Annotated in this window: 14 protein-coding genes and 1 pseudogene; 7 read left to right on the forward strand and 8 right to left on the reverse strand. The window is 73.6% G+C overall.

Annotated features, from left to right (window positions below; all coding sequences use genetic code 11):
- The 6 genes from RBH18_RS37085 to RBH18_RS37110 form a co-directional block, all read right to left on the reverse strand.
- Positions 1–286, reverse strand: a 286-nt coding sequence (locus tag RBH18_RS37085) for an acetamidase/formamidase family protein (RefSeq protein WP_306215175.1), incomplete at its 3' end; no start/stop codon positions are given.
- Positions 283–1,647 carry an APC family permease gene (locus tag RBH18_RS37090; protein ID WP_306215187.1) on the reverse strand — a complete coding sequence of 455 codons (1,365 nt, stop codon included), beginning with the start codon at positions 1,645–1,647 and terminating at the stop codon, positions 283–285. The genes RBH18_RS37085 and RBH18_RS37090, both read right to left, overlap by 4 nt.
- A gap of 123 nt (positions 1,648–1,770) precedes the next feature.
- Complete coding sequence (locus tag RBH18_RS37095) at positions 1,771–3,087, reverse strand: serine hydrolase domain-containing protein (protein ID WP_306215176.1); 1,317 nt, start codon at positions 3,085–3,087, stop codon at positions 1,771–1,773.
- A 61-nt stretch (positions 3,088–3,148) separates the two neighbouring features.
- A complete protein-coding gene (locus RBH18_RS37100) occupies positions 3,149–4,339 on the reverse strand; it encodes a hypothetical protein (protein ID WP_306215177.1) in 1,191 nt (396 codons plus the stop codon).
- Complete coding sequence (locus RBH18_RS37105) at positions 4,336–7,083, reverse strand: glycosyltransferase family 39 protein (protein ID WP_306215178.1); 2,748 nt, start codon at positions 7,081–7,083, stop codon at positions 4,336–4,338. The genes RBH18_RS37100 and RBH18_RS37105 overlap by 4 nt, the downstream gene beginning before the upstream one ends.
- A complete protein-coding gene (locus RBH18_RS37110) occupies positions 7,080–8,549 on the reverse strand; it encodes a lipopolysaccharide biosynthesis protein (protein WP_306215179.1) in 1,470 nt (489 codons plus the stop codon). Before RBH18_RS37110 ends, RBH18_RS37105 begins: the two co-directional genes overlap by 4 nt.
- A 142-nt stretch (positions 8,550–8,691) precedes the next feature.
- Between RBH18_RS37110 and RBH18_RS37115 the strand changes: the two genes are divergently transcribed.
- The 5 genes from RBH18_RS37115 (at position 8,692) to RBH18_RS37135 (ending at position 14,326) form a co-directional block, all read left to right on the forward strand.
- Complete coding sequence (locus RBH18_RS37115; RefSeq protein WP_306215180.1) at positions 8,692–9,816, forward strand: glycosyltransferase family 4 protein; 1,125 nt, start codon at positions 8,692–8,694, stop codon at positions 9,814–9,816.
- A gap of 535 nt (positions 9,817–10,351) precedes the next feature.
- Complete coding sequence (locus RBH18_RS37120; protein ID WP_372339048.1) at positions 10,352–12,100, forward strand: glycosyltransferase; 1,749 nt, start codon at positions 10,352–10,354, stop codon at positions 12,098–12,100.
- Between the two features lie 8 nt (positions 12,101–12,108).
- Positions 12,109–13,206, forward strand: a complete 1,098-nt coding sequence (locus tag RBH18_RS37125; RefSeq protein ID WP_306215181.1) for a GHMP family kinase ATP-binding protein — start codon at positions 12,109–12,111, stop codon at positions 13,204–13,206.
- Entirely contained in the window at positions 13,203–13,790 is a 588-nt protein-coding gene (locus RBH18_RS37130; protein WP_306215182.1) for a D-sedoheptulose-7-phosphate isomerase, read from the forward strand. Before RBH18_RS37125 ends, RBH18_RS37130 begins: the two co-directional genes overlap by 4 nt.
- Complete coding sequence (locus tag RBH18_RS37135; protein ID WP_306215183.1) at positions 13,787–14,326, forward strand: D-glycero-alpha-D-manno-heptose-1,7-bisphosphate 7-phosphatase; 540 nt, start codon at positions 13,787–13,789, stop codon at positions 14,324–14,326. Before RBH18_RS37130 ends, RBH18_RS37135 begins: the two co-directional genes overlap by 4 nt.
- On the opposite strand, the gene manB is transcribed toward RBH18_RS37135, so the two are convergent.
- Entirely contained in the window at positions 14,289–15,275 is a 987-nt protein-coding gene (gene manB, locus RBH18_RS37140; RefSeq protein ID WP_306215184.1) for a mannose-1-phosphate guanylyltransferase, read from the reverse strand. The two genes, RBH18_RS37135 and manB, sit on opposite strands and share 38 nt — an antisense overlap.
- A gap of 44 nt (positions 15,276–15,319) precedes the next feature.
- Between manB and RBH18_RS37145 the strand changes: the two genes are divergently transcribed.
- The gene (locus tag RBH18_RS37145; protein ID WP_306215185.1) at positions 15,320–16,060 is read left to right on the forward strand and encodes a PIG-L deacetylase family protein; all 741 of its coding nucleotides are present in this window, start codon (positions 15,320–15,322) and stop codon (positions 16,058–16,060) included.
- On the opposite strand, the gene RBH18_RS37150 is transcribed toward RBH18_RS37145, so the two are convergent.
- Positions 16,027–17,112, reverse strand: coding sequence for a glycosyltransferase family 4 protein (locus tag RBH18_RS37150; protein ID WP_306215186.1), 1,086 nt, complete (start codon positions 17,110–17,112; stop codon positions 16,027–16,029). The genes RBH18_RS37145 and RBH18_RS37150 overlap by 34 nt on opposite strands.
- A 110-nt stretch (positions 17,113–17,222) precedes the next feature.
- Between RBH18_RS37150 and RBH18_RS37155 the strand changes: the two are divergent.
- A pseudogene (locus tag RBH18_RS37155) lies at positions 17,223–17,524 on the forward strand (cytochrome P450); the annotation flags it as partial.

A 17,524-nucleotide genomic window follows, 5' to 3' on the forward strand; every position in this document is an offset into this window, starting at 1 on the left:
CCGACACCGCCCAGTCGCGGGCCGGCGTGATCGACACGAAGTGCACGGCGAGCGTGTCCCCGGGCTCGGCGCCGGTCACCGCGATCGGGCCCGAGACCGGATTGAGGTACGGGAACTCGCACACCCGCGACGGCAGATCGTCCACGGTCCGGACCCGGCCGCCGAAGCAGTCCTCGGTGTACAGCTCGACGACGGTCCCGGGCGTGACCTCCAGCACGGGCTCGCGGCCGCCGAAGGTGTAGGACAGCTCGTCCGGTGCCGGCCGGTAGCTGACGATGTCGGTCACGCGTCGGTCCCCTCATGCAGGCCGGACAGCGCGGGGCGCCGGCCGGTGGCGTACAGGCTGATCAGCACGATGATGCCCACGGCGAGCCACGCGAATCCGAGCAGCTGCGCGGCGATGTCGGCATTGATGACGACGAAGAGCAGAATGGCGAAACCGAGCACCGGCACGACGAGATGCCGCCACCAGTCGCGGCTGCCGTTCCGTACGACATAGTGCACCACCACGGCGACGTGCAGGGCGAGAAATGCGGTCATGGCGCCGAAGTTGACGAGCGTGGACAGCAGCGAGATGCCGTCGTCGCGGGAGGCCATGTAAAGCCCGAGAGCCAGGGAGAGGGCGGCGACCACGAGCGTGGCGTTCGCGGGCACCCGATGACGTTCGTTGATGCGGCTCAGGAAGCGCGGCATCTGCCGGTCGCGGGCCATCGCGTAGAGGAGCCGGCTGGTCGCCGCCTGCGCCACGAGCGAGTTGGCGAAACCCCAGGCGACCGCCGTGGCGAGCGCGGTCAAGGTCGCGAGCCAGCCGCCGCCGGCCACGCGCGCGGCGTCGTAGAAGGCGGTGCCCTCCGCGTCGCCGTTGGCGAGGAGCCCCTCCGGATCGGGCACCAGCAGGGCGGCCACCCAGGTCTGCACGATGAACAACGTCCCGGCCAGCAGCAGCGCCGCCACCATCGCCCGGCCGATCGTCCGGGCCTCCTCGCGGCTCTCCTCGGCGAGCATGGAGATTCCGTCGAAGCCCAGGAACGACAGCACCGCGATCGACACCGCCCCGAACACCACGGACCACTCGAACCGGTCCCCGTCGAACAACGGCTTCCAGGACCAGTCGTCGACCGCGAAGACGGCCACCACGAGAAAGACCACGAGCACGATCAGCTCGGCGACCAGCATCACCTTGGTGACCCGGGCGGTCATCTCGATGCCGAAATAGTTGACGACCGTGTTGAGCGCCACGAAGGCCACCAGCCACAGCCACACCGGAATGCCGCTGACGAGCGAGTGCATCGCCACGCCCGCCACGAGATAGAGCAGACCCGGGACGAGCACGTAGTCGAGCAGGATCACCCAGCCCGCGAGGAAGCCGACCGGTGGCGCGATGCCGCGGCCCGCGTAGCTGTAGACCGAGCCGGCCATCGGGAAGGCCTTGACCATCTGGGCGTACGAGAGGGCGGTGAACATCATCGCCACCATGCCCACCGCGTAGGCGAGCGCCACCATCCCGCCCGAACCGCTGAACACGCTGCCGAAGATCCCGAACGGCGCGATCGGCACCATGAAGATGAGCCCGTACGTCAGCAGGTCGCCGAAGCTCAGCGACCGGCTCAGCTCCTGCTTGTACCCGAACCGCTCCACATCGCCCATGCCCGGGCCGCCCTTCCGGCAAAGATCGACGACCATCACTCACGCGAGTATGGCCGCTCCCGATCTTCGGCGGAAGACCCACCCGGACCGCGCCGCCCCCGTCGAGGCGACCGCTTCCCGCGGCTATAGCCCGGCGATGGCGTTGTGGACGGCGACGCGGTGGGGGTCCGGGTTCGACCAGCTCCAGTTCGGGTGGGCGCGGTTGGTCAGCAGCACGACCACCATCCTCCTGGCGGGCACCACGAGCAGGCTGGTGCCCGTGAAGCCGGTGTGCCCGAAACTGGTCGCCGACGCCAGCTTGCCCATGAACCACGGCTGGTCGAGCTCGACGCCGAGACCGTGGTCCGCCGAGCGGTTCGGGCGGTCGGCGTCGATCGCCTTCTTGCCCCGGTTGACGTTGGTGAGCGCCTGCTTGAGCACGGCGGAGGAGAGCAACCGCCGCCCGTTGTACGTCCCCCCGTCGAGCATCAGCTGACCGATGGCGGCCACCTCCTTCGCCGTCCCGAAGATGCCCGCGTGCCCGGCCACGCCGCCCAGATGGTTCGCCACGTCGTCGTGCACCGTGCCGCGCAGCAGCCCGCGCGACGTCCGGGCGTCCGTGGCGACCAGGCGCCCCTTGTCCTTGACCCACGTGAGCGGCAGGAAGCCGGTGTCGGTCAGGCCCATCGGGGTGGTGAGGTTGTCGCGTACGGCCCGGTCGAGGCTCTTGCCGGTCAGCTTCTCCACGAGCCGGCCGAGCACCATCAGCCCCACGCTGGAGTATCGGAAGGTAGTCCCCGGCACGCCGCCCTGGACCAGCGGCGTGGCCATGACCGCCCGCCAGCGTGCCGCGTTGCCGCTCAGGCCGGTGACCTTGGCGCCGACGGGCAGCGCCGACGTGTGCGCGAGCAGCTGGGCGACGGTGACGGTGCCCTTGCCCGCACCCGTGAAGTCCGGCAGGTACTGCCGTACGGGTGCCGCCAGCTGCACCTTGCCCCGGTCCACGAGCTGCAGCACGAGCAGCGCGGTGTAGACCTTGGTCAGCGAGGCGAGGTCGAAGATCGATCCGGTACGCATGGCGACCCGCTGGGCGGCCGGCAGCTCCACGGGCCCGGCCCGGTAGCGCAGCGCGTGCCCCACGGCGGCGTGCATTGTCACCTTGCCGTCGACCTGCACGAGGGCGACCGCTCCGGCGTACCCGGGATGCTCGGGATTGTCGGGTGTGGCCTTGAGATATCTGCTCAGCACGCGCCGCACCTCGGCCGCGTAGGGCGCAGCGAGCGCCTCGGCCACCTCCCCGGGCACCGGACGGGCGGGCGACGCCCCTGGGACCGGAGCCCCGGCGCCCTCCACCCACGCCGGGTCACCCGCCGGTGACACCCAGGCGGGCGACGCACACCCCGCCGACGCGGCGACGGCGGACAAACCGGTCAGGAGGGCGGCACGGCGAGTGATCGGCACCGCCGCATGATGTCACCTTCCCACCCTCCCGACGAGCCCCCGGCGCACTCGGCGGCGCCGGTCAGCCTGATCGGCGGTCACGGGCCCAGCGGATGCGGGCGGCGTAGGCGTCCAGGGTCAGCGGGCCCCGGACCAACTGCTCGGCGTGGGCGAAGTTGAACACGTCGAAGTGGCAGTCGACGGCCTGCCGGACCGCCGAAGCCAGCAGGCCGCCGTCCGATTGGTCGGCATAGGCGGCCGCGGACGTGTCGCCGTAGCCGGGGTTCTCGCCGCCCTTGCGGAAGCCGTACTCGTCGGCGAGGCGGCTCAGCCAGCGCGTGGCGGACCAGGGGCCGGCGGCCGGGCTGTCGATCGGCACCTGCCGGTCCGCGGGCGTGCAGCTGTCGTCGGAGCCGGAGCCGTCCCCCACCGACGAGACGTAGACCATCAGGCGCGGGGTGCCCGCGAGCGCCGCGTAGTACCGGTGCCACGCCCCGCCGATGCCGAGCAGGCCGTCCGGCAGGAAGGAGGCGACAGCGTCGGCGTACGCGTCGGGGCGCACGCCCGATCCGGGAGTGATCGCCTGGTAGACGCCGGTGAAGCCGAACGCGTCGAAGCGGGCGATCTGCCAGCGGGTGACGCCGGCCAGCGCACCCACGTACCAGTCCGCCCACGCCCGCACCTGCGCGCGGGACGCCTCCCGGCCGCCGGGCCGCCAGCCGGGCAGGGGGCTCTCGCGCTGCGCCGCGGCACTGAAGGCGGCATACGAGCCCCGCGTGTTGTAGAGCATCTCCGCGTTGCCGCCCGAGGTCAGCCGCACGTACGCGAAGTTGTGCAGCCCGAGGTCGGCGCCCACCCGGGCGAAGTACGCGGCGGCCGCGTCCCGGACCGCGCGGCTGAACACCATGTCGATGCCGGGCAGCCGGGTGCCGTACTGGTCGGCCGCGATCGCGCCGGGCAGTTCCCGGACCCACGCGGGGCTGTGGTGCACGCCCAGCGCCAGGGTCAGCTGCTGCCCCGCCGCCTGGAACGCCCGCATCCGCTCCCGGATCGTCGCCGCGTACGCCGCCGAGAAGGCGCCCGGGGCCGGCTCGTACGCACTCCACTCGAGCTCCACGGTCGCCCCGTGCACGCCGGCCGCGCTCTCCGCCGCCGCGGACGACGCGAGGGAGCCGAGCGTGCCGAAGACCATGTCCTCCGGGACGCGGCTGGTGTGCCGGGCACAGGCCGTGGCGACTGCCAGCACCACGATGATCGGCAGGAGTCGCGTCACCGGTACACCAGGCTCCCGTAGGGATTGGCCGCGTCCCGGGCCCCGGCGACCGCCGCCGCCAGTTGGGTGAGCGCGGTCCGCTGAGCCGGCGACAGTGCCGGGGTCGAGGCCAGCACCTCGCCGGCCGGGGTGCGCTCGAGGATCCGTACGGCGGCGGCCAGCAGATGCACCGGCCCGTCGCCGGTGCGGTCGTGCAGGAGGACGACACCAGGCGAGTCCCGGAGCACCTCGGCGATCGCTGTCACCTGAGCGGCGGAGAGGACCCCGGAGTCGCCGGTGCGCAGCCCGAGAAAGCGGATGCCGGCGCTCTCCGCGGCCGCCCCTTCCTCCGCGCCCGACAGCGTGGAGTCGTCCCGGCCGTCGACGGCGATCATGGCGCGGACGCCGTAGTCCTCGTGGAGCCGGACCAGGTCCGCCTCCGCGGGCTGGCCGGTGCGCACCACCCCGGGCAGCACCGTCGCGGCATGCGGCAGCGCAGGCAGCGGGGACGGCTCCTCATGCAGCACGGCCCGCGCGGCGAGCGCCAGAACCAGCATCACGCCCAGGGCACCCAGGCGGATGACCACGGCACGCCGCGCGACCGGTCCCGCAGACGCGGACACCGGCGCGGAGCCCGGCGCGAGCCGACGCCGCACGAGCAGGGAGATGAGCAGGTGCAGCAGGACAGCCGCGGCAAGCGTCCACACGAACGGCTCGACGCTGGTCGGCTGGGCGGGCTCCGTCTCGACCGGCAGCGGCGGCGGGACCTCGGGCTGCCGGGCCGGCGCCGGCGGCGTCACCAGGCCGGCGTCGAGCAGCAGCGGGCCGATCGGGCTCAGCCGCACCTGGTCCGACCCGGCCGCGTGCTCCAGCACTCCCCCGGCGAAGGCCTGCCGCACGACCCCGCCGGGCATGGTGGCGGGCGGCCCGAGCGGGGATCCCAGCAGACCCCCGCGCGCGGCCGCGGCGATGGCCGGGTCGCCCAGGGCCGCGCCCGTCGCGGTCAGCGGTGGCAACCCCGCTGCCCGGTACGCCTCCGGAGCGCGCCCGGCGAGCGCGGCGACGAGCGGCGCAGCGGCCGCCGGGCCGTCGGTCAGCACCACCCCGCTGAACACCTGCCGGTTGCCGGCGCCGGCGGAGAACCTCGCCGTCAGGGGCGGCCCTGTCATCCCCTTGCCGCCCAGCGCCGTCCACCTGTCGGCGAGAGCACCGGTCACCGCGTGCCCGCCGCACCGGGACCCCGTCGTCACCACGAAGTCGCCGCCGGGCATCCGCTCCACCCCGGCCACCGGGTCGTGGGCTTCCGGGGTGACCTGCCACAGCGACAGCCCCCGGTACGTGGCGCTGGGGTATTCGGCCAGCCGGACCCCGTGCGCCCGCACCCACGCGTTCAGCTGCGGGCTCGAGGTGCCGAACCGCATCCCCGCGTCCTTGTCGCTGAGGACGAAGAGGGTGACCCCGTGCGCGAGCGCCCCCGGCCCCGTGGCGTACGTGGTGATCGGCCGCCCGGGGAACAGCAGCTCGAAACGATCCGCGTCCCCGGTGGCGTTCAAGGCCGCACACGGTGGCACGTGCGCCGCGACGTAGTCCGTGAGCCGGGCCAGCCCGTCGTTGCGGGTGGCGGAGAAGCGCAGCCAGCTCGCCCCGGCGGGGATCAGCACGAGGGCGAGCAGCGCCCAGGCGACACCGGCACGCCAGCGCCGGACGCGCAGCGCCGAAAACGCGACGAGCACCGTGCCGACCAGCGCGGCCGGGATCACGTACACGAAGAACTGCTCGTTGAGGGTGCCGAGCAGCACGGTCCACGCGCCGAAGGCGTAACTGGTGATCAGCCACGCGAACACCCAGCGGAACGCGTCGTCGTTGCGGTGCAGCAGCAGCCACAGCGTGGCCAGCGCGCCGAGGGCGAGGACGACGTAGGAGGCCGCGTACTGGCCCAGCTGCCCGGCCAATCCGTCCAGGAAGGACACCCCGGGCCGGTTCCAGCCGGTGATCTGCACCGCGCCGAGCAGCCGTTGCAACGTGACGAACTTGGCCTCGGCGAAGCTGCCGAGCAGGCCGAGCTGCACGGCCCACACGACGAAGACCGACCACAGGGCCAGGGCGGCGGCGAGGGCGGCCACGCAGCGGCGCGCGAACGCGAGGTCACGGCTCAGCAGGGCGTACACCAGCGGGGTGAGCAGCATGAACACGCCCACCTCGTTGGTCAGCAGGGTCAGCCCGCCGGCCAGGCCCACCGCGGGCACGAACCAGCGCGACCGGCGCGCGTGCAACGTCATCGCCAGGTGCAGGGTGACCAGACACGCGAGCAGGGCGAACGGCTCGATCATCGCCATCCGGCCGAAGCGCAGCAGCACCGGGTCGGTCGCGGCGAGCAGGGCGGTCACCCCGGTCAGCACCATCCGGGTACGCGCTCCCGCCGCGCGGGCGAGCCGGTAGGTCAGCAACGCGATCAGCACCACGTTGACCACCGTGACGAGCGCGGCCAGCAACCGCGTGTCGGTGATGACGTCGATGAGCGGCCGGTCGTGGCTGCCCCGCACCCGCAGCCACGCCGCCTGGGCGAGGAAGGACAGCGGCGGGTGCACGAACAGCGGCCGGTTCGTCCAGGTCAGCGACCAGTCCTGGGCGACGGCCTGATCCGCCCGGCTGTAGACCACCTCGTCGTACTGGGTGTCGGGGCTGCGGTCGAGGTTCCACAGCAGGAAGAAGGCCGCCACGGCACCGCAGCCCGCGGCCAGCGGGGCGACCCGGCGGGCGGTCACGGCCGCACCACCCGGTGCCGCCGCAGGAGCCTCCGGACCCGGACGATGTCGTCGTCGCGCAGCAGGCGCAACCGCACCACCGCCACCGCGTAGAGCACCAGGCCGGCCCCGATCGCGGCGAGCGCGAGCAGCGGCGACGCCGCATCGGCGACCGCCAGCAGTCCTCCGAGCGGCACCAGGGCCAGCAGGTAGCGCAGGACGGTCCGCCGGTCGAACCACTGCGGGCGGTACTCGCGCAGGTAGATCCGCGCCAGGGCCGCGGCGCCCGCCCACGTGCCGGCGACGAAGGCGACAGCCGCCCCGGTGACTCCCCACCGCGGCACGAGGACGACGAGCGCGAGCACCTCGGCCGCCAGCGCCACGGGCACCCACCGGGCCACGGCGCCCACCTCCCGGGCGTTCAGGGTCTTGAGCAGCACGTCCATCGCGATCAGCCCGACGGTCCCGACCGTCAGCCAGCGCAGCACCCCGGCCGCCTGGGCATAGTGCGGGGGGAACAGCGCGCCCAGCACCGGCCCGGGCGCCACGATCAGCACGATCTGCACCGGCAGCAGCGCCAGCGGCAGCCAGCGGAACGCCGCCCGGAACCACCCGTCGACCTCGTCGCGCCCGCGCGCGCCCGCGATGAACGGGAAGACCGCGTTGCTCAGCGCGTCGCCGACGAAGAAGGGCGCGCGGGCCAGCACCATGGCCGCCTGGTAGAGCGCGACGTCGGCCGCCGTGACGCCGTGACCCTGCCCCAGCACGCTGAGCGCGATGACGTCGACCGCGAGCACGGCGCCGAAGGCCGAGCTGGCCAGCCCCACGGAGACCGCCCGGGCGCCCGTGCGGCGCCAGGCCACCGGGCCCCGGCCGGGGAGCCGGTCGGCGAGCGCCCGCACGCCGATCAGCGCGGACAGCACCGCGCCTGTCAGAAAGCTGACCGCCACGCCGCCGACCCCGAGGCCCAGCACGCCGACGACCAGCACCGACACGGCCACCTTGACGGCGATCTCGGAGATCTGCATGACGCCGTAGCCGTCGAAGCGCCGCTCGCCCTGCAGTCCCCCGCCCAGGGCGCTGGTCAGCCCGAGCACGGCGATCATCGCGGTGACACAGGCGACGGTGACCGCCGAGGCCGCGGGCACCACGGTCAGGGACAGCTGGGCGGCGGCGAAGGCAGCGGCCAGCCCCGCGCCGAGGACGATGTTGCCGAGGAAGGCCGCCCGGTAGGTCGCGGCGACGACGCGGTGGTCGGGTTCCTTAGCGATCGTCGCGGCCAGCACCCACGGGAAGCCCGCCGACAGCACCATGGCACAGAGGAACTGCACGTTCTGCAGCACGCTGACCGCCCCGAACTCCGCCGGGGTGAGCAGCCAGGCCAGGGCGACGCCGAAGCCGTAGTTGAGCACCGCGCCGAGCCCGAAACGCAGGATCAGCACGACGCCACCGCCGGCCGCGCTGCGCCGGCCGGTGAGATTCATCATGGGGTGGACCCTTCGAGCGGTGGGGAGAACCGTCGACGGCCGCGCCGCGCCAGGGAAACCCTGCCCGGTCACTGGTACAAAAGGCGGGGCGATCCATTCCGCTGTCGCAGGAGCCAGCTTACCGGTTGAGGAGCTGACCGACATGACCGCATCGAAGCGTGAGCATCTCGCCGTGGACGGCCGGGTGCTGTCCGACGACTATCACGGCATCGGGCGCTTCGCCGAGATGCTGCTGCGCGAGCTGGGCGGCACGCGCGAGTTCGACGTCACCGTCTTCGTGCGGCCGGGGCAGCAGTCGCGGCGCTTCGACATCGACGGCCTGATCGAGGGGCTGGGCTACCGGCGGGCGCACTTCGACCTGCCGCTGACCTCGCCGCTGCAGTGGGTGCGCTGGCCGGGGGTCCTGCGCCGGGCCGGGGCCACGGTGACGATGTCGCCCTACAGCCTGGGTGGCCCGGTGGCCGGGGGCGGCCGCAAGTGCACCTTCGTGCACGACTGCATCATGGAGGCCGACGCCCGCTTCGCGCCCGACCGGCGCACCCGGCTGCTCTACATGCTGCACACCGCGGTGATGGTGCGCACCAACCGGGTCCTGACCCGCAGCGTCGCGTCGGCGCGCGACATCGAGCGCATCTATCGCGTCCGGGTGCCGGACTGGCAGGTGGTGCCCGGCGGCGTGGCGGAGGACTTCGCGCGGGGGGCCCGGCCCGTGGCCGGCATCGCGGGGCAGGCCCTGCCGGAGACGTACGTGCTGCAGGTCGGCGCCCGGCGCCCGCACAAGAACGTCGCCGCGCTGGTCCGGGCCCTGGCGCACCTGCCGGAGGACCATCACCTGGTGCTGGTCGGCACGGTCGACCCGCGGTTCCCCGACCCCGTGCCCGCCCTGGCCGCCGACCTCGGCGTGGCGCACCGGATCCGGCACCTGCCCCGGGTCAGCGAGGAGGAGCTGCACAGCCTGTACGCGGGCGCCGCCGCCTTCGGCTACCCGTCGCTGATCGAAGGTCTGGGGCTGCCGCTGCTCGAGGCGATGGCGGCGGGCGTGCCCGTGGTGGCCAGCGACATCCCGGTGTTCCGGGAGATCGCCGGGGACGCCGCCGTGCTGGTGCCGCCGGACGCGCCGCGGGCGTGGGCGGAGGCGATCCTGCGGGTCCGCGAGCCCGCCGCCCGGGCCGGTCTGATCGCCGCCGGGCACCGGCAGGTGAAGAAGAACACATGGGACGTGACGGCGGCCCGGATGCTCGGCGCCCTGCGCGCCATTTCCGGTTGATCAATTTCCCGGGCGCTTCGCGGACATGACGCGAAAGCGAATCGAAACAGCGCCGACACATCGCGTTCTGGGCGGGTTCACCGTGTTCGCAGAACGGAAATGTGCGGCGCGGCGGAGCCGGTATAAACGGTCCGAACGGTTGATCCAATTCTGGTGCTGAACAACCCGCCATAGTGGACATCCGGGGCGCCGACAAAGGTACCGATTCGCCCCGCAGGGGCGGCATATCGGGCATCCTCGATCGGGCGACCCCTCGGACGTGCGCTTTCACTCACCGGGCGCAGCCCCTAGCATGACTTCCCGACGACAGCCGCGTCGTCCACATTGGTCGTCCGGGCGGTCCGATCCACCGCCCGGACCCGGAGCCAAAACATTTCCACGCCGCCATAGGTAGTCACGTACGTCAATGCGAGTCCAACAAGATCCATTGCTGACGTGAGGAACTGTCGTGTATCAGACCGTGCCGCGACCGGGGCCCGGAATTCGCCCGGAATCAGCCGGCGCACCGCCGGGCTCCGAGCGGATCGCCGTCATTGTGCCCACCCGTCACGAGGCGGGCAGCGTCGGACCGCTGTCCCGGACGATCGGCTCCGCGCTCACCGGGCGGAGCTGGGAACTGGTGTTCGTCGACGACTCCGACGACGAGACCCCCCAGCGGCTGGCCGAGCTGGCCGCGAGCGACCCCCGGATCTCCTACGTGCACCGCCCGCCCGGCCACCGCGAGGGCGGCCTGGGCGGAGCGGTCCTCGCCGGCTTCGCCGCGACCACCGCCGGCCTGCTCGTGGTGATGGACGCCGACCTGCAGCACCCGCCCGAGGCCGTCCCCGGCCTGGTGGACGCGCTGCTGACCGGGCACGCCGACATCGCCGTCGGCACCCGCTACCGCGGCCGGGGCTCCGCCGCCGGGCTGCACGGCCGCTACCGGCAGCTGGTGTCCCGCGGCTGCCGCCGGCTGGCCCACGCCGTCCTGCCGCGCACCCGCGTCTCCACCGACCCGCTCGGCGGCTTCTTCGCGGTGCGGCGCGAGGTGGTCGACGGCGTGCCGCTGCGCCCGCTCGGCTACAAGATCCTGCTGGAGATCCTGGTCCGCGGCCGGTGGCACGCCCTCGACGAGGTCGAGTACACGTTCGGGCGGCGGGCCCAGGGCGCCTCCAAATCGGGTCTCGCCGAGGGCCGCCGCTTCCTGCGTCACGTCCGCCAGCTGCGCCGCGACGACCCCCCGCGGCGATCCACACCGGACGGTCCGCTGCGCGTGCTCGTCTTCACCTCCGAGGTGGCGCCGGTCGTCAGCGGCATCGCCACGTCCATGGGCAACCTGAGCCGCAGCCTCACCGCCGCCGGGCACCACGTCGACGTGGTGAGCCGGGCCGACTTCCCGCGCATCGTGCGGCGCGAGTTCCGGTTCTCCGGCTTCGCGCTGCGCTGGCCGGCCTTCCGCCGCCGGCTCGCGGGCTACGACGTGGTCAACGTGCACGGCCCGGTGCCCACCATGAGCGACGCGTTCCTGCTGCTGGCCGCCACGATGCGCCGGCGCCCGCACGTGGTCTACACCCACCACAGCGACCTGGCGATCCCGGGCTGGGGCCGCGCGTGCGCGCTCTACAACCGGCTGCACCGCCGGATCGCCCGGCTGGCCGACGTGATCCTGGTCAGCTCGGAGTCCTACCGGGACCGGATGGTGACCCGGTCCGGCCCGCCCGTCGAGATCGTGCGGTGGGGCGTCGAGACCCGCCGGGTGCTGCCGCGCCCCGCTCGCCCCGAGGGCGTGCTGCGGGTGCTGTTCGTCGGGCAGCTGCGGCCGTACAAGGGGGGCCAGGTCCTGATCGACGCCGTGGACGACCTGCCCGGGGTCACCGCGACGCTGATCGGCGACGGCCCCGAGCGGGCGCGGCTGGAGGCCCGCGCGGCCGGGTTGCCCGGGGTGACGCTCCGGGGCCGGGTCAGCGACGCCGAGCTGTGGGCGGCCTACAGCACCCACGACGTCATCGTGCTGCCGAGCCTGACCACCGCCGAGGCGTACGGGCTGGTGCTGGGCGAGGGCATGGCGGCCGGCTGCGTGCCGGTGGCCAGCGACCTCCCCGGCGTCCGCGAAGTGGCCGGCCCCAGCGGGCTGCTCGTGCCGCCGGGCGACGCCGAGGCCCTGCGCGACGCGCTCAAGCGGCTCGCCACCGACGACGCACTGCTGGACCGGCTGGCCCGGGCCGGCCTCGCCCGCGCCCGGGAGATGTCGGTCGAGGCCGCCACCGCCCGGCACGTGGAAATCTTCCGCCGCCTGAACTCCTAGGGAGTCCCGTGCCCAGCTTGCTCACCACCGATCCCCGGCCCGCCCCGGAACACGCCCCCGTCGGCGCCGACACCCGGGCCCTCACCCTGCGGGCGAAGGCCCCGCTGCGGATCAGCTTCGCCGGCGGCGGCACCGACGTCGCGCCCTTCCCCGAGACCGAGGGCGGTGCCGTGCTCTCGGCCACGATCGCCCGGTACGCGTACGGCAGCCTCACCCCGCGTCCCGGCGGCGCGATCCACGTCGCCTCGGACGACCTCGGCGTGTCGCTGAGCTTCGGCGTCGACGAGCGCCTGACCCTCGACGGCGAGCTCGACCTCGCCAAGGCGGCCGCCTGTCACCTCGGCGAGCTGGCCGGCGGGGAGCGCGACGGCTACGACCTGCGCATGCACAGCTCCGCGCCGCCCGGCTCGGGGCTCGGCTCCTCCTCGGCGGTCATGGTCGCCCTCGTCGGCCTGCTGCGGGACCGGTACGGCCTGCGGATGGACGCCTACCAGGTGGCCCGCACCGCCCACCGCCTCGAACGGCACGACCTGGGCATCCGCGGCGGCCAGCAGGACCACTACGCGGCGGCCTTCGGCGGCTTCAACTACATCGAGTTCCTCGGCGGCGACCACGTCGTCGTCAACCCGCTGCGCATCAGCGAGGACACCGTCGCGGAGCTGGAGCACAACCTGCTGCTCTGCTTCACCGGCCGCACCCGCGCCTCGGACAACATCATCGCCGACCAGTCGGCCCGGCTCGCCGGTGCGGAGCGGGACACCGTCGAGGGGCTGCGGGCGCAGAAGCAGCTCGCGACCGCCATGAAGCACGCCCTGCTGCAGAACAGGCTCCGCGACTTCGGGGCGCTGCTCGACGAGGCGTGGCAGCAGAAGAAGCGGATCAGCCCGCGGATCAGCACGGCCTACATCGACGAGGCGTACGCGGCGGCGCGCGCGGCGGGCGCCCTCGGCGGCAAGATCACCGGGGCCGGCGGGGGCGGCTTCATGCTGCTCTACTGCGAGTTCGACCGTAAGCGCCAGGTGGCCGCCGCCCTGACCGCCCTGGACATGACCGTGGACGAGATCACGTTCTGCCCCACCGGCCTGAGCACCTGGAGCCCGCGATGACCTACACCTCAGTCCTGCGCGACCGCATCGACGAGAGCGCCGACACCAAGCACCGGGTCACCAAGGACGACGACCTGATGGACCTGCTCGACGAGATCACCACCGCGGTGGTCGGCTGCGTGAGCAACGGGCGCACCGTCTTCTTCTGCGGCAACGGCGGCTCCTCGACCGACGCCGAGCACCTGTCCGCCGAGCTGCTGGGCCGCTTCCGGTACGACCGCCCGTCGCTCTCGTCCTACTGCCTAGCCAGCAACACGGCGGCGATGACCGCGATCGGCAACGATTACAGCTACGACCAGACCTTCGCCCGGCAGCTGGCCGGGCTGGGCCGCCCCGGCGACGTGCTCGTGGGGTTGTCCACCAGCGGCAACTCGGGCAACGTCGTGCAGGCGGTGCGGCAGGCCGCCGGGATGGGCATCACCACGGTGGCCTTCACCGGCGCGGACGGCGGCGAGCTGGCGGGCCTCGCCGACTTCACGTTCCGGGCGCCGTCGACCGACACCGCCCGGGTGCAGGAGTGTCACATGGCGGTCGGGCACACCATCTGCGAGATCGTCGAGTCCGCCGTCCACCCGCGGCCGTGACGCGCTGGTCCGCCGTCCTGCTCGACCGCGACGGCACCCTCAACGTCAAGGCGCCCGAGGGCGAGTACATCACCACACCCGCGCGGTTCACGCTGCTGCCCGGCGTGGCCGCGGCGGTGCGGCAGCTGCGTACGGCCGGCATCCCGGTCTTCGTGGTGACCAATCAGCGCGGGGTGGCCCGCGGCGTCATGACGGAACGGGACCTCGACGCCGTGCACGCCCGGATGCTGGACGTGCTCGGCGCCGCGGGCGTGAAGCTGGAGGGCGTCTATGCGTGCGTGCACGAGATCGGCGCGTGCGACTGCCGCAAGCCGCTGCCCGGCCTGCTGCACCGGGTCGCGCTGGAGCATCCCGGTGTGGACCTGCGCCGCAGCGTGATGGTCGGTGACAGCGGCTCGGACGTGGCGGCCGGGACGGCGGCGGGCTGCACCACGGTGCGGCTCGCCCCGGCCCCGGACCCTGCGGCCACGGCGACCGTGCCGTCGCTGGCCGCGGCCGTCACCTGGCTGCTGCGCCGGCCCCGTCGCCCAGCATGACGTCCGTCAGGACCGCCCCCGGGCCGACCACGGCGCCGCGGCCCACCACCACGCCGCTGAGCCGGGCACCGGCGCCGACGCGGGCGTCGTCGAAGAGCACGCTGCGGTGCACCCGCGCGCCCGGCCCGACCCGCGCGCGCCGGCCCACCACCGTGCCCCCGCTCAGGGCCGCCCCCTCGCCCACCTCGGCCTGGTCCAGCACCAGGCACTCGGCCGGGCCGCCGTGCAGGGCGGCGGACGGCGCCAGCCCGGTCACCAGGTCGCAGTTGCCCCGCACGTACGCCGCCGGGGTCCCGATGTCGAGCCAGTACGCCTCGTCGTGCAGGCTCTGCACCCGCCGCCCCGCGCCGATCAGCGCCGGGAACGTCTCCCGCTCCAGGCTGACCACCCGCCCCGCGGGGATCTCGTCGAGGGCGGCGCGCGAGAAGACGTACGTGCCCGCGTTGACCTGGTCGGTGGGCGGCCGTTCGGTCTTCTCCTCGAACGCCCGCACGGCGCCGTCCGGGCCGGTGGTGACCACCCCGTACGCCGCCGGGTCGGGCACGCGGCGCAGGTGCAGCGTGACATCGGCGTCGTACCGCCGGTGCCGGTCGAGCAGCGCACCCAGGTCCAGTCCGCCCAGCACGTCGCCATTGAGGATCACCACCGGCCCGGCGCCCCGCAGGTGGTTCGCGGCGTTGCGCACGGCTCCCCCGGTGCCCAGCGGCTCGTCCTCCACGGCGTACGTGAGGGCGAGCCCCAGCCGCTCGCCGTCGCCGAAGTGGTCGCGGAACATCTGCGCCTTGTACGAGGTGGCCAGCACCACGTGCCCGGCGCCGGCCTCGCGGGCCCGCACGAGCTGGTGGGTGACGAACGGGATCCCGGCCAGCGGCAGCATCGGTTTCGGCGTGGTCTCGGTCAGCGGCCGCAGCCGTGTCCCCTGCCCGCCCACCAACAGCACAGCTTCCATGCCGACATTGTCGTCGCTCGATGTTCCGACGGAGTGCCCCGCGGATGAACAGATTCCTCGAAGCCGGCACGCCGGTGCTGGTCGTCTCGCCCCACCTCGACGACGCGGTGCTGTCCTGCGGCGCCTTCCTGACCGCCGCCGCGCCGCGCTGCCCGGTGACCGTGGCGACGGTCTTCACCACCGCCGGCCCTCCGCCGCACACTCTCGCGGCCCGGCGTTTCCTGGCGGGGAACGACGCCCAGGCCCTGTACGCCGAGCGGCGGCGCGAGGACCGTGAGGTGCTGTCCGGACTCGGCTGCCGCGTCGTCCACCTGGGATTTCCCGACGCGCTGTTCCGCCGGCGCCGGTCCCGCCTGGTCCTCCCCGAGCTCACGCACCGCTACCCCACCTACCGCTACGACATCGCCCGGGGCCGGGTGGCGCGGGGCGACCGCCCGCTCGTCGACGACATCGTGGCGGCCCTGCCGGCGGACGGCGGTGTGGTCCTGTGCCCGCTCGGTGTCGGCCGGCACGTCGATCATCTCCTCGCCCGCGCGGCTGCCATGCGCCTGCCCGGGCACCTCGTGCACTACTCCGACTTCCCCTACGACCGCACGCATCCGCCCGACCGCGACTTCATCTCCCGGAACAACCTGGAACCGGTTTCCTGGACCCGGCAGACGGCCCGCAAGGCGCAGCTGATCCGGGGTTACCGCACCCAGGTGGACGGCCTCTTCCCGGACGGTGTCATCCCGGCCGTCCCGGAGGTCTACTACTCGAGGACCGCCTTCAGCACCGCCCGGTAGCGGTTCCCGAGGACGGTCCAGTCGTGCGCACGGCTGCGCTCGCGGCCGCACCGGCCCAGGGCGGCCCGCCGGCTTGGGTCGGCGGCCAGCTCGCCGAGCGCCCGGCCGAGCCCGCCGACGTCGAAAGCCGGCACCCGGACCGCGCAGTCGTCGCCGATCCAGCGCAGCTGCGGCAGGTCGAAGTGCACCACCGGCTTGCCGTGCGCCATCGCCTCCAGGGCGCTGAGGCTGAAGGACTCCACCCGCGACGGCACGACCACGACCGCGCACGAGCGGATCAGCCGCTCCTTCTCCGCGCCGCTCACCCGGCCGGCCAGGACGACGTCCGATCCGGGGGCCCCGAGCAGCCGGCGCAGCTTGCGCTCCTCGGCCGGCTGCCCGGACCCGGCGATCACCAGCGGCAACCCGGGCGGCTCGCGGCGCACCGCGGCCAGCAGCAGGTCGAGGCCCTTCTGCTCCACGTCGATGCGGCCCAGGAACAACAGGAACGTCCCGGAACCGATGTCAGCGCGTTCCAGCACCGGCCGGTGCACGCCGTTGGGGATGACGTGGCAGGTGGCCCCCGGGGCGTACCGGCGGATCGTGCGCGCGTCCGCGTCGTTGAGGGCGACGAAGTGCCGGTAGAGCCGCAGGAGGCGGCGCTCCACGAGCGGGAACGGCAGCCGGTAGCGGCGGGCCATGTCGGCGCCGGTGAGCAGCTGCACCAGCGCCACGACCGGACGGCGGAACAGGACCGGCAGCAGGCTGGCCGAGACGGGCGGGGAGAGCGTCTCGATCCATGCCGCGGGCCGGCTGCGCAGGGCCACGAAGGGCAGCAGGAGCTGGAAGAGGAGCTGGCCGCCGCGGGGCCCGGCCCAGCCGACGGGCAGGTGCACGTAGCGGACGCCGTCGCGCACGCCGGAGCGGCTGCCGCGATAGGCGGCGGTGTAGACGACCACGTCGTAGTCCCGGGCCAGCTGCCTGGCGACCTCGTGGACGACGACCGGCCCGCCGCCGCTGTAGTGCGGGTTGCCGGCGCTGTCGAAGATGGAGAGGGCTATCTGGGCGCTCATGGTGAGGGCGACGCTACGCCCGGTAGACACCTCCGGGAACCAGCAATGTGGACAGCATGCCGTCCATTGATCGGTAATTTTCGATAGCTTGACCGGCGGAGGTGGTTCCGATGCCCGAGTCGCTGACCTTTCCCTTCCCGCCGGCCGAGTCGATCTTCCATCCGTCGCGGACGCTGAGCGCGCTGCAGAGCTCCGAGCCGGTCGCGCCGTTCCGGACGGCCGACGGCCGGACGGGCTGGGTCGTCACCCGCTATCAGGACGTGCGCACGGTCCTGGTGGACCCGCGCTTCAGCCGCGCCGAGGCGAGCAACCCCGAGCTGAACCTGCCCGACACGGGCCTCGGTCAGGCCACCGTGGGCTCGATCCTCGGCATGGACCCGCCCGAGCACACCCGCCTGCGCCGGCTCGTGGC

The sequence above is a fragment of the Actinoplanes oryzae genome, assembly GCF_030757795.1.
In the GTDB taxonomy this organism is placed as follows: domain Bacteria; phylum Actinomycetota; class Actinomycetes; order Mycobacteriales; family Micromonosporaceae; genus Actinoplanes.

What these genes read in the sequence shown, in the direction of transcription:
- RBH18_RS37090 (WP_306215187.1), bottom strand. Translation starts at nt 1,647, where the DNA reads ATGGGCGATGTGGAGCGGTTCGGGTACAAGCAGGAGCTGAGCCGGTCG.
- RBH18_RS37110 (WP_306215179.1), bottom strand. Translation starts at nt 8,549, where the DNA reads ATGATGAATCTCACCGGCCGGCGCAGCGCGGCCGGCGGTGGCGTCGTG.
- RBH18_RS37115 (WP_306215180.1), top strand. Translation starts at nt 8,692, where the DNA reads ATGACCGCATCGAAGCGTGAGCATCTCGCCGTGGACGGCCGGGTGCTG.
- RBH18_RS37130 (WP_306215182.1), top strand. Translation starts at nt 13,203, where the DNA reads ATGACCTACACCTCAGTCCTGCGCGACCGCATCGACGAGAGCGCCGAC.
- manB (WP_306215184.1), bottom strand. Translation starts at nt 15,275, where the DNA reads ATGGAAGCTGTGCTGTTGGTGGGCGGGCAGGGGACACGGCTGCGGCCG.
- RBH18_RS37145 (WP_306215185.1), top strand. Translation starts at nt 15,320, where the DNA reads ATGAACAGATTCCTCGAAGCCGGCACGCCGGTGCTGGTCGTCTCGCCC.
- RBH18_RS37150 (WP_306215186.1), bottom strand. Translation starts at nt 17,112, where the DNA reads ATGAGCGCCCAGATAGCCCTCTCCATCTTCGACAGCGCCGGCAACCCG.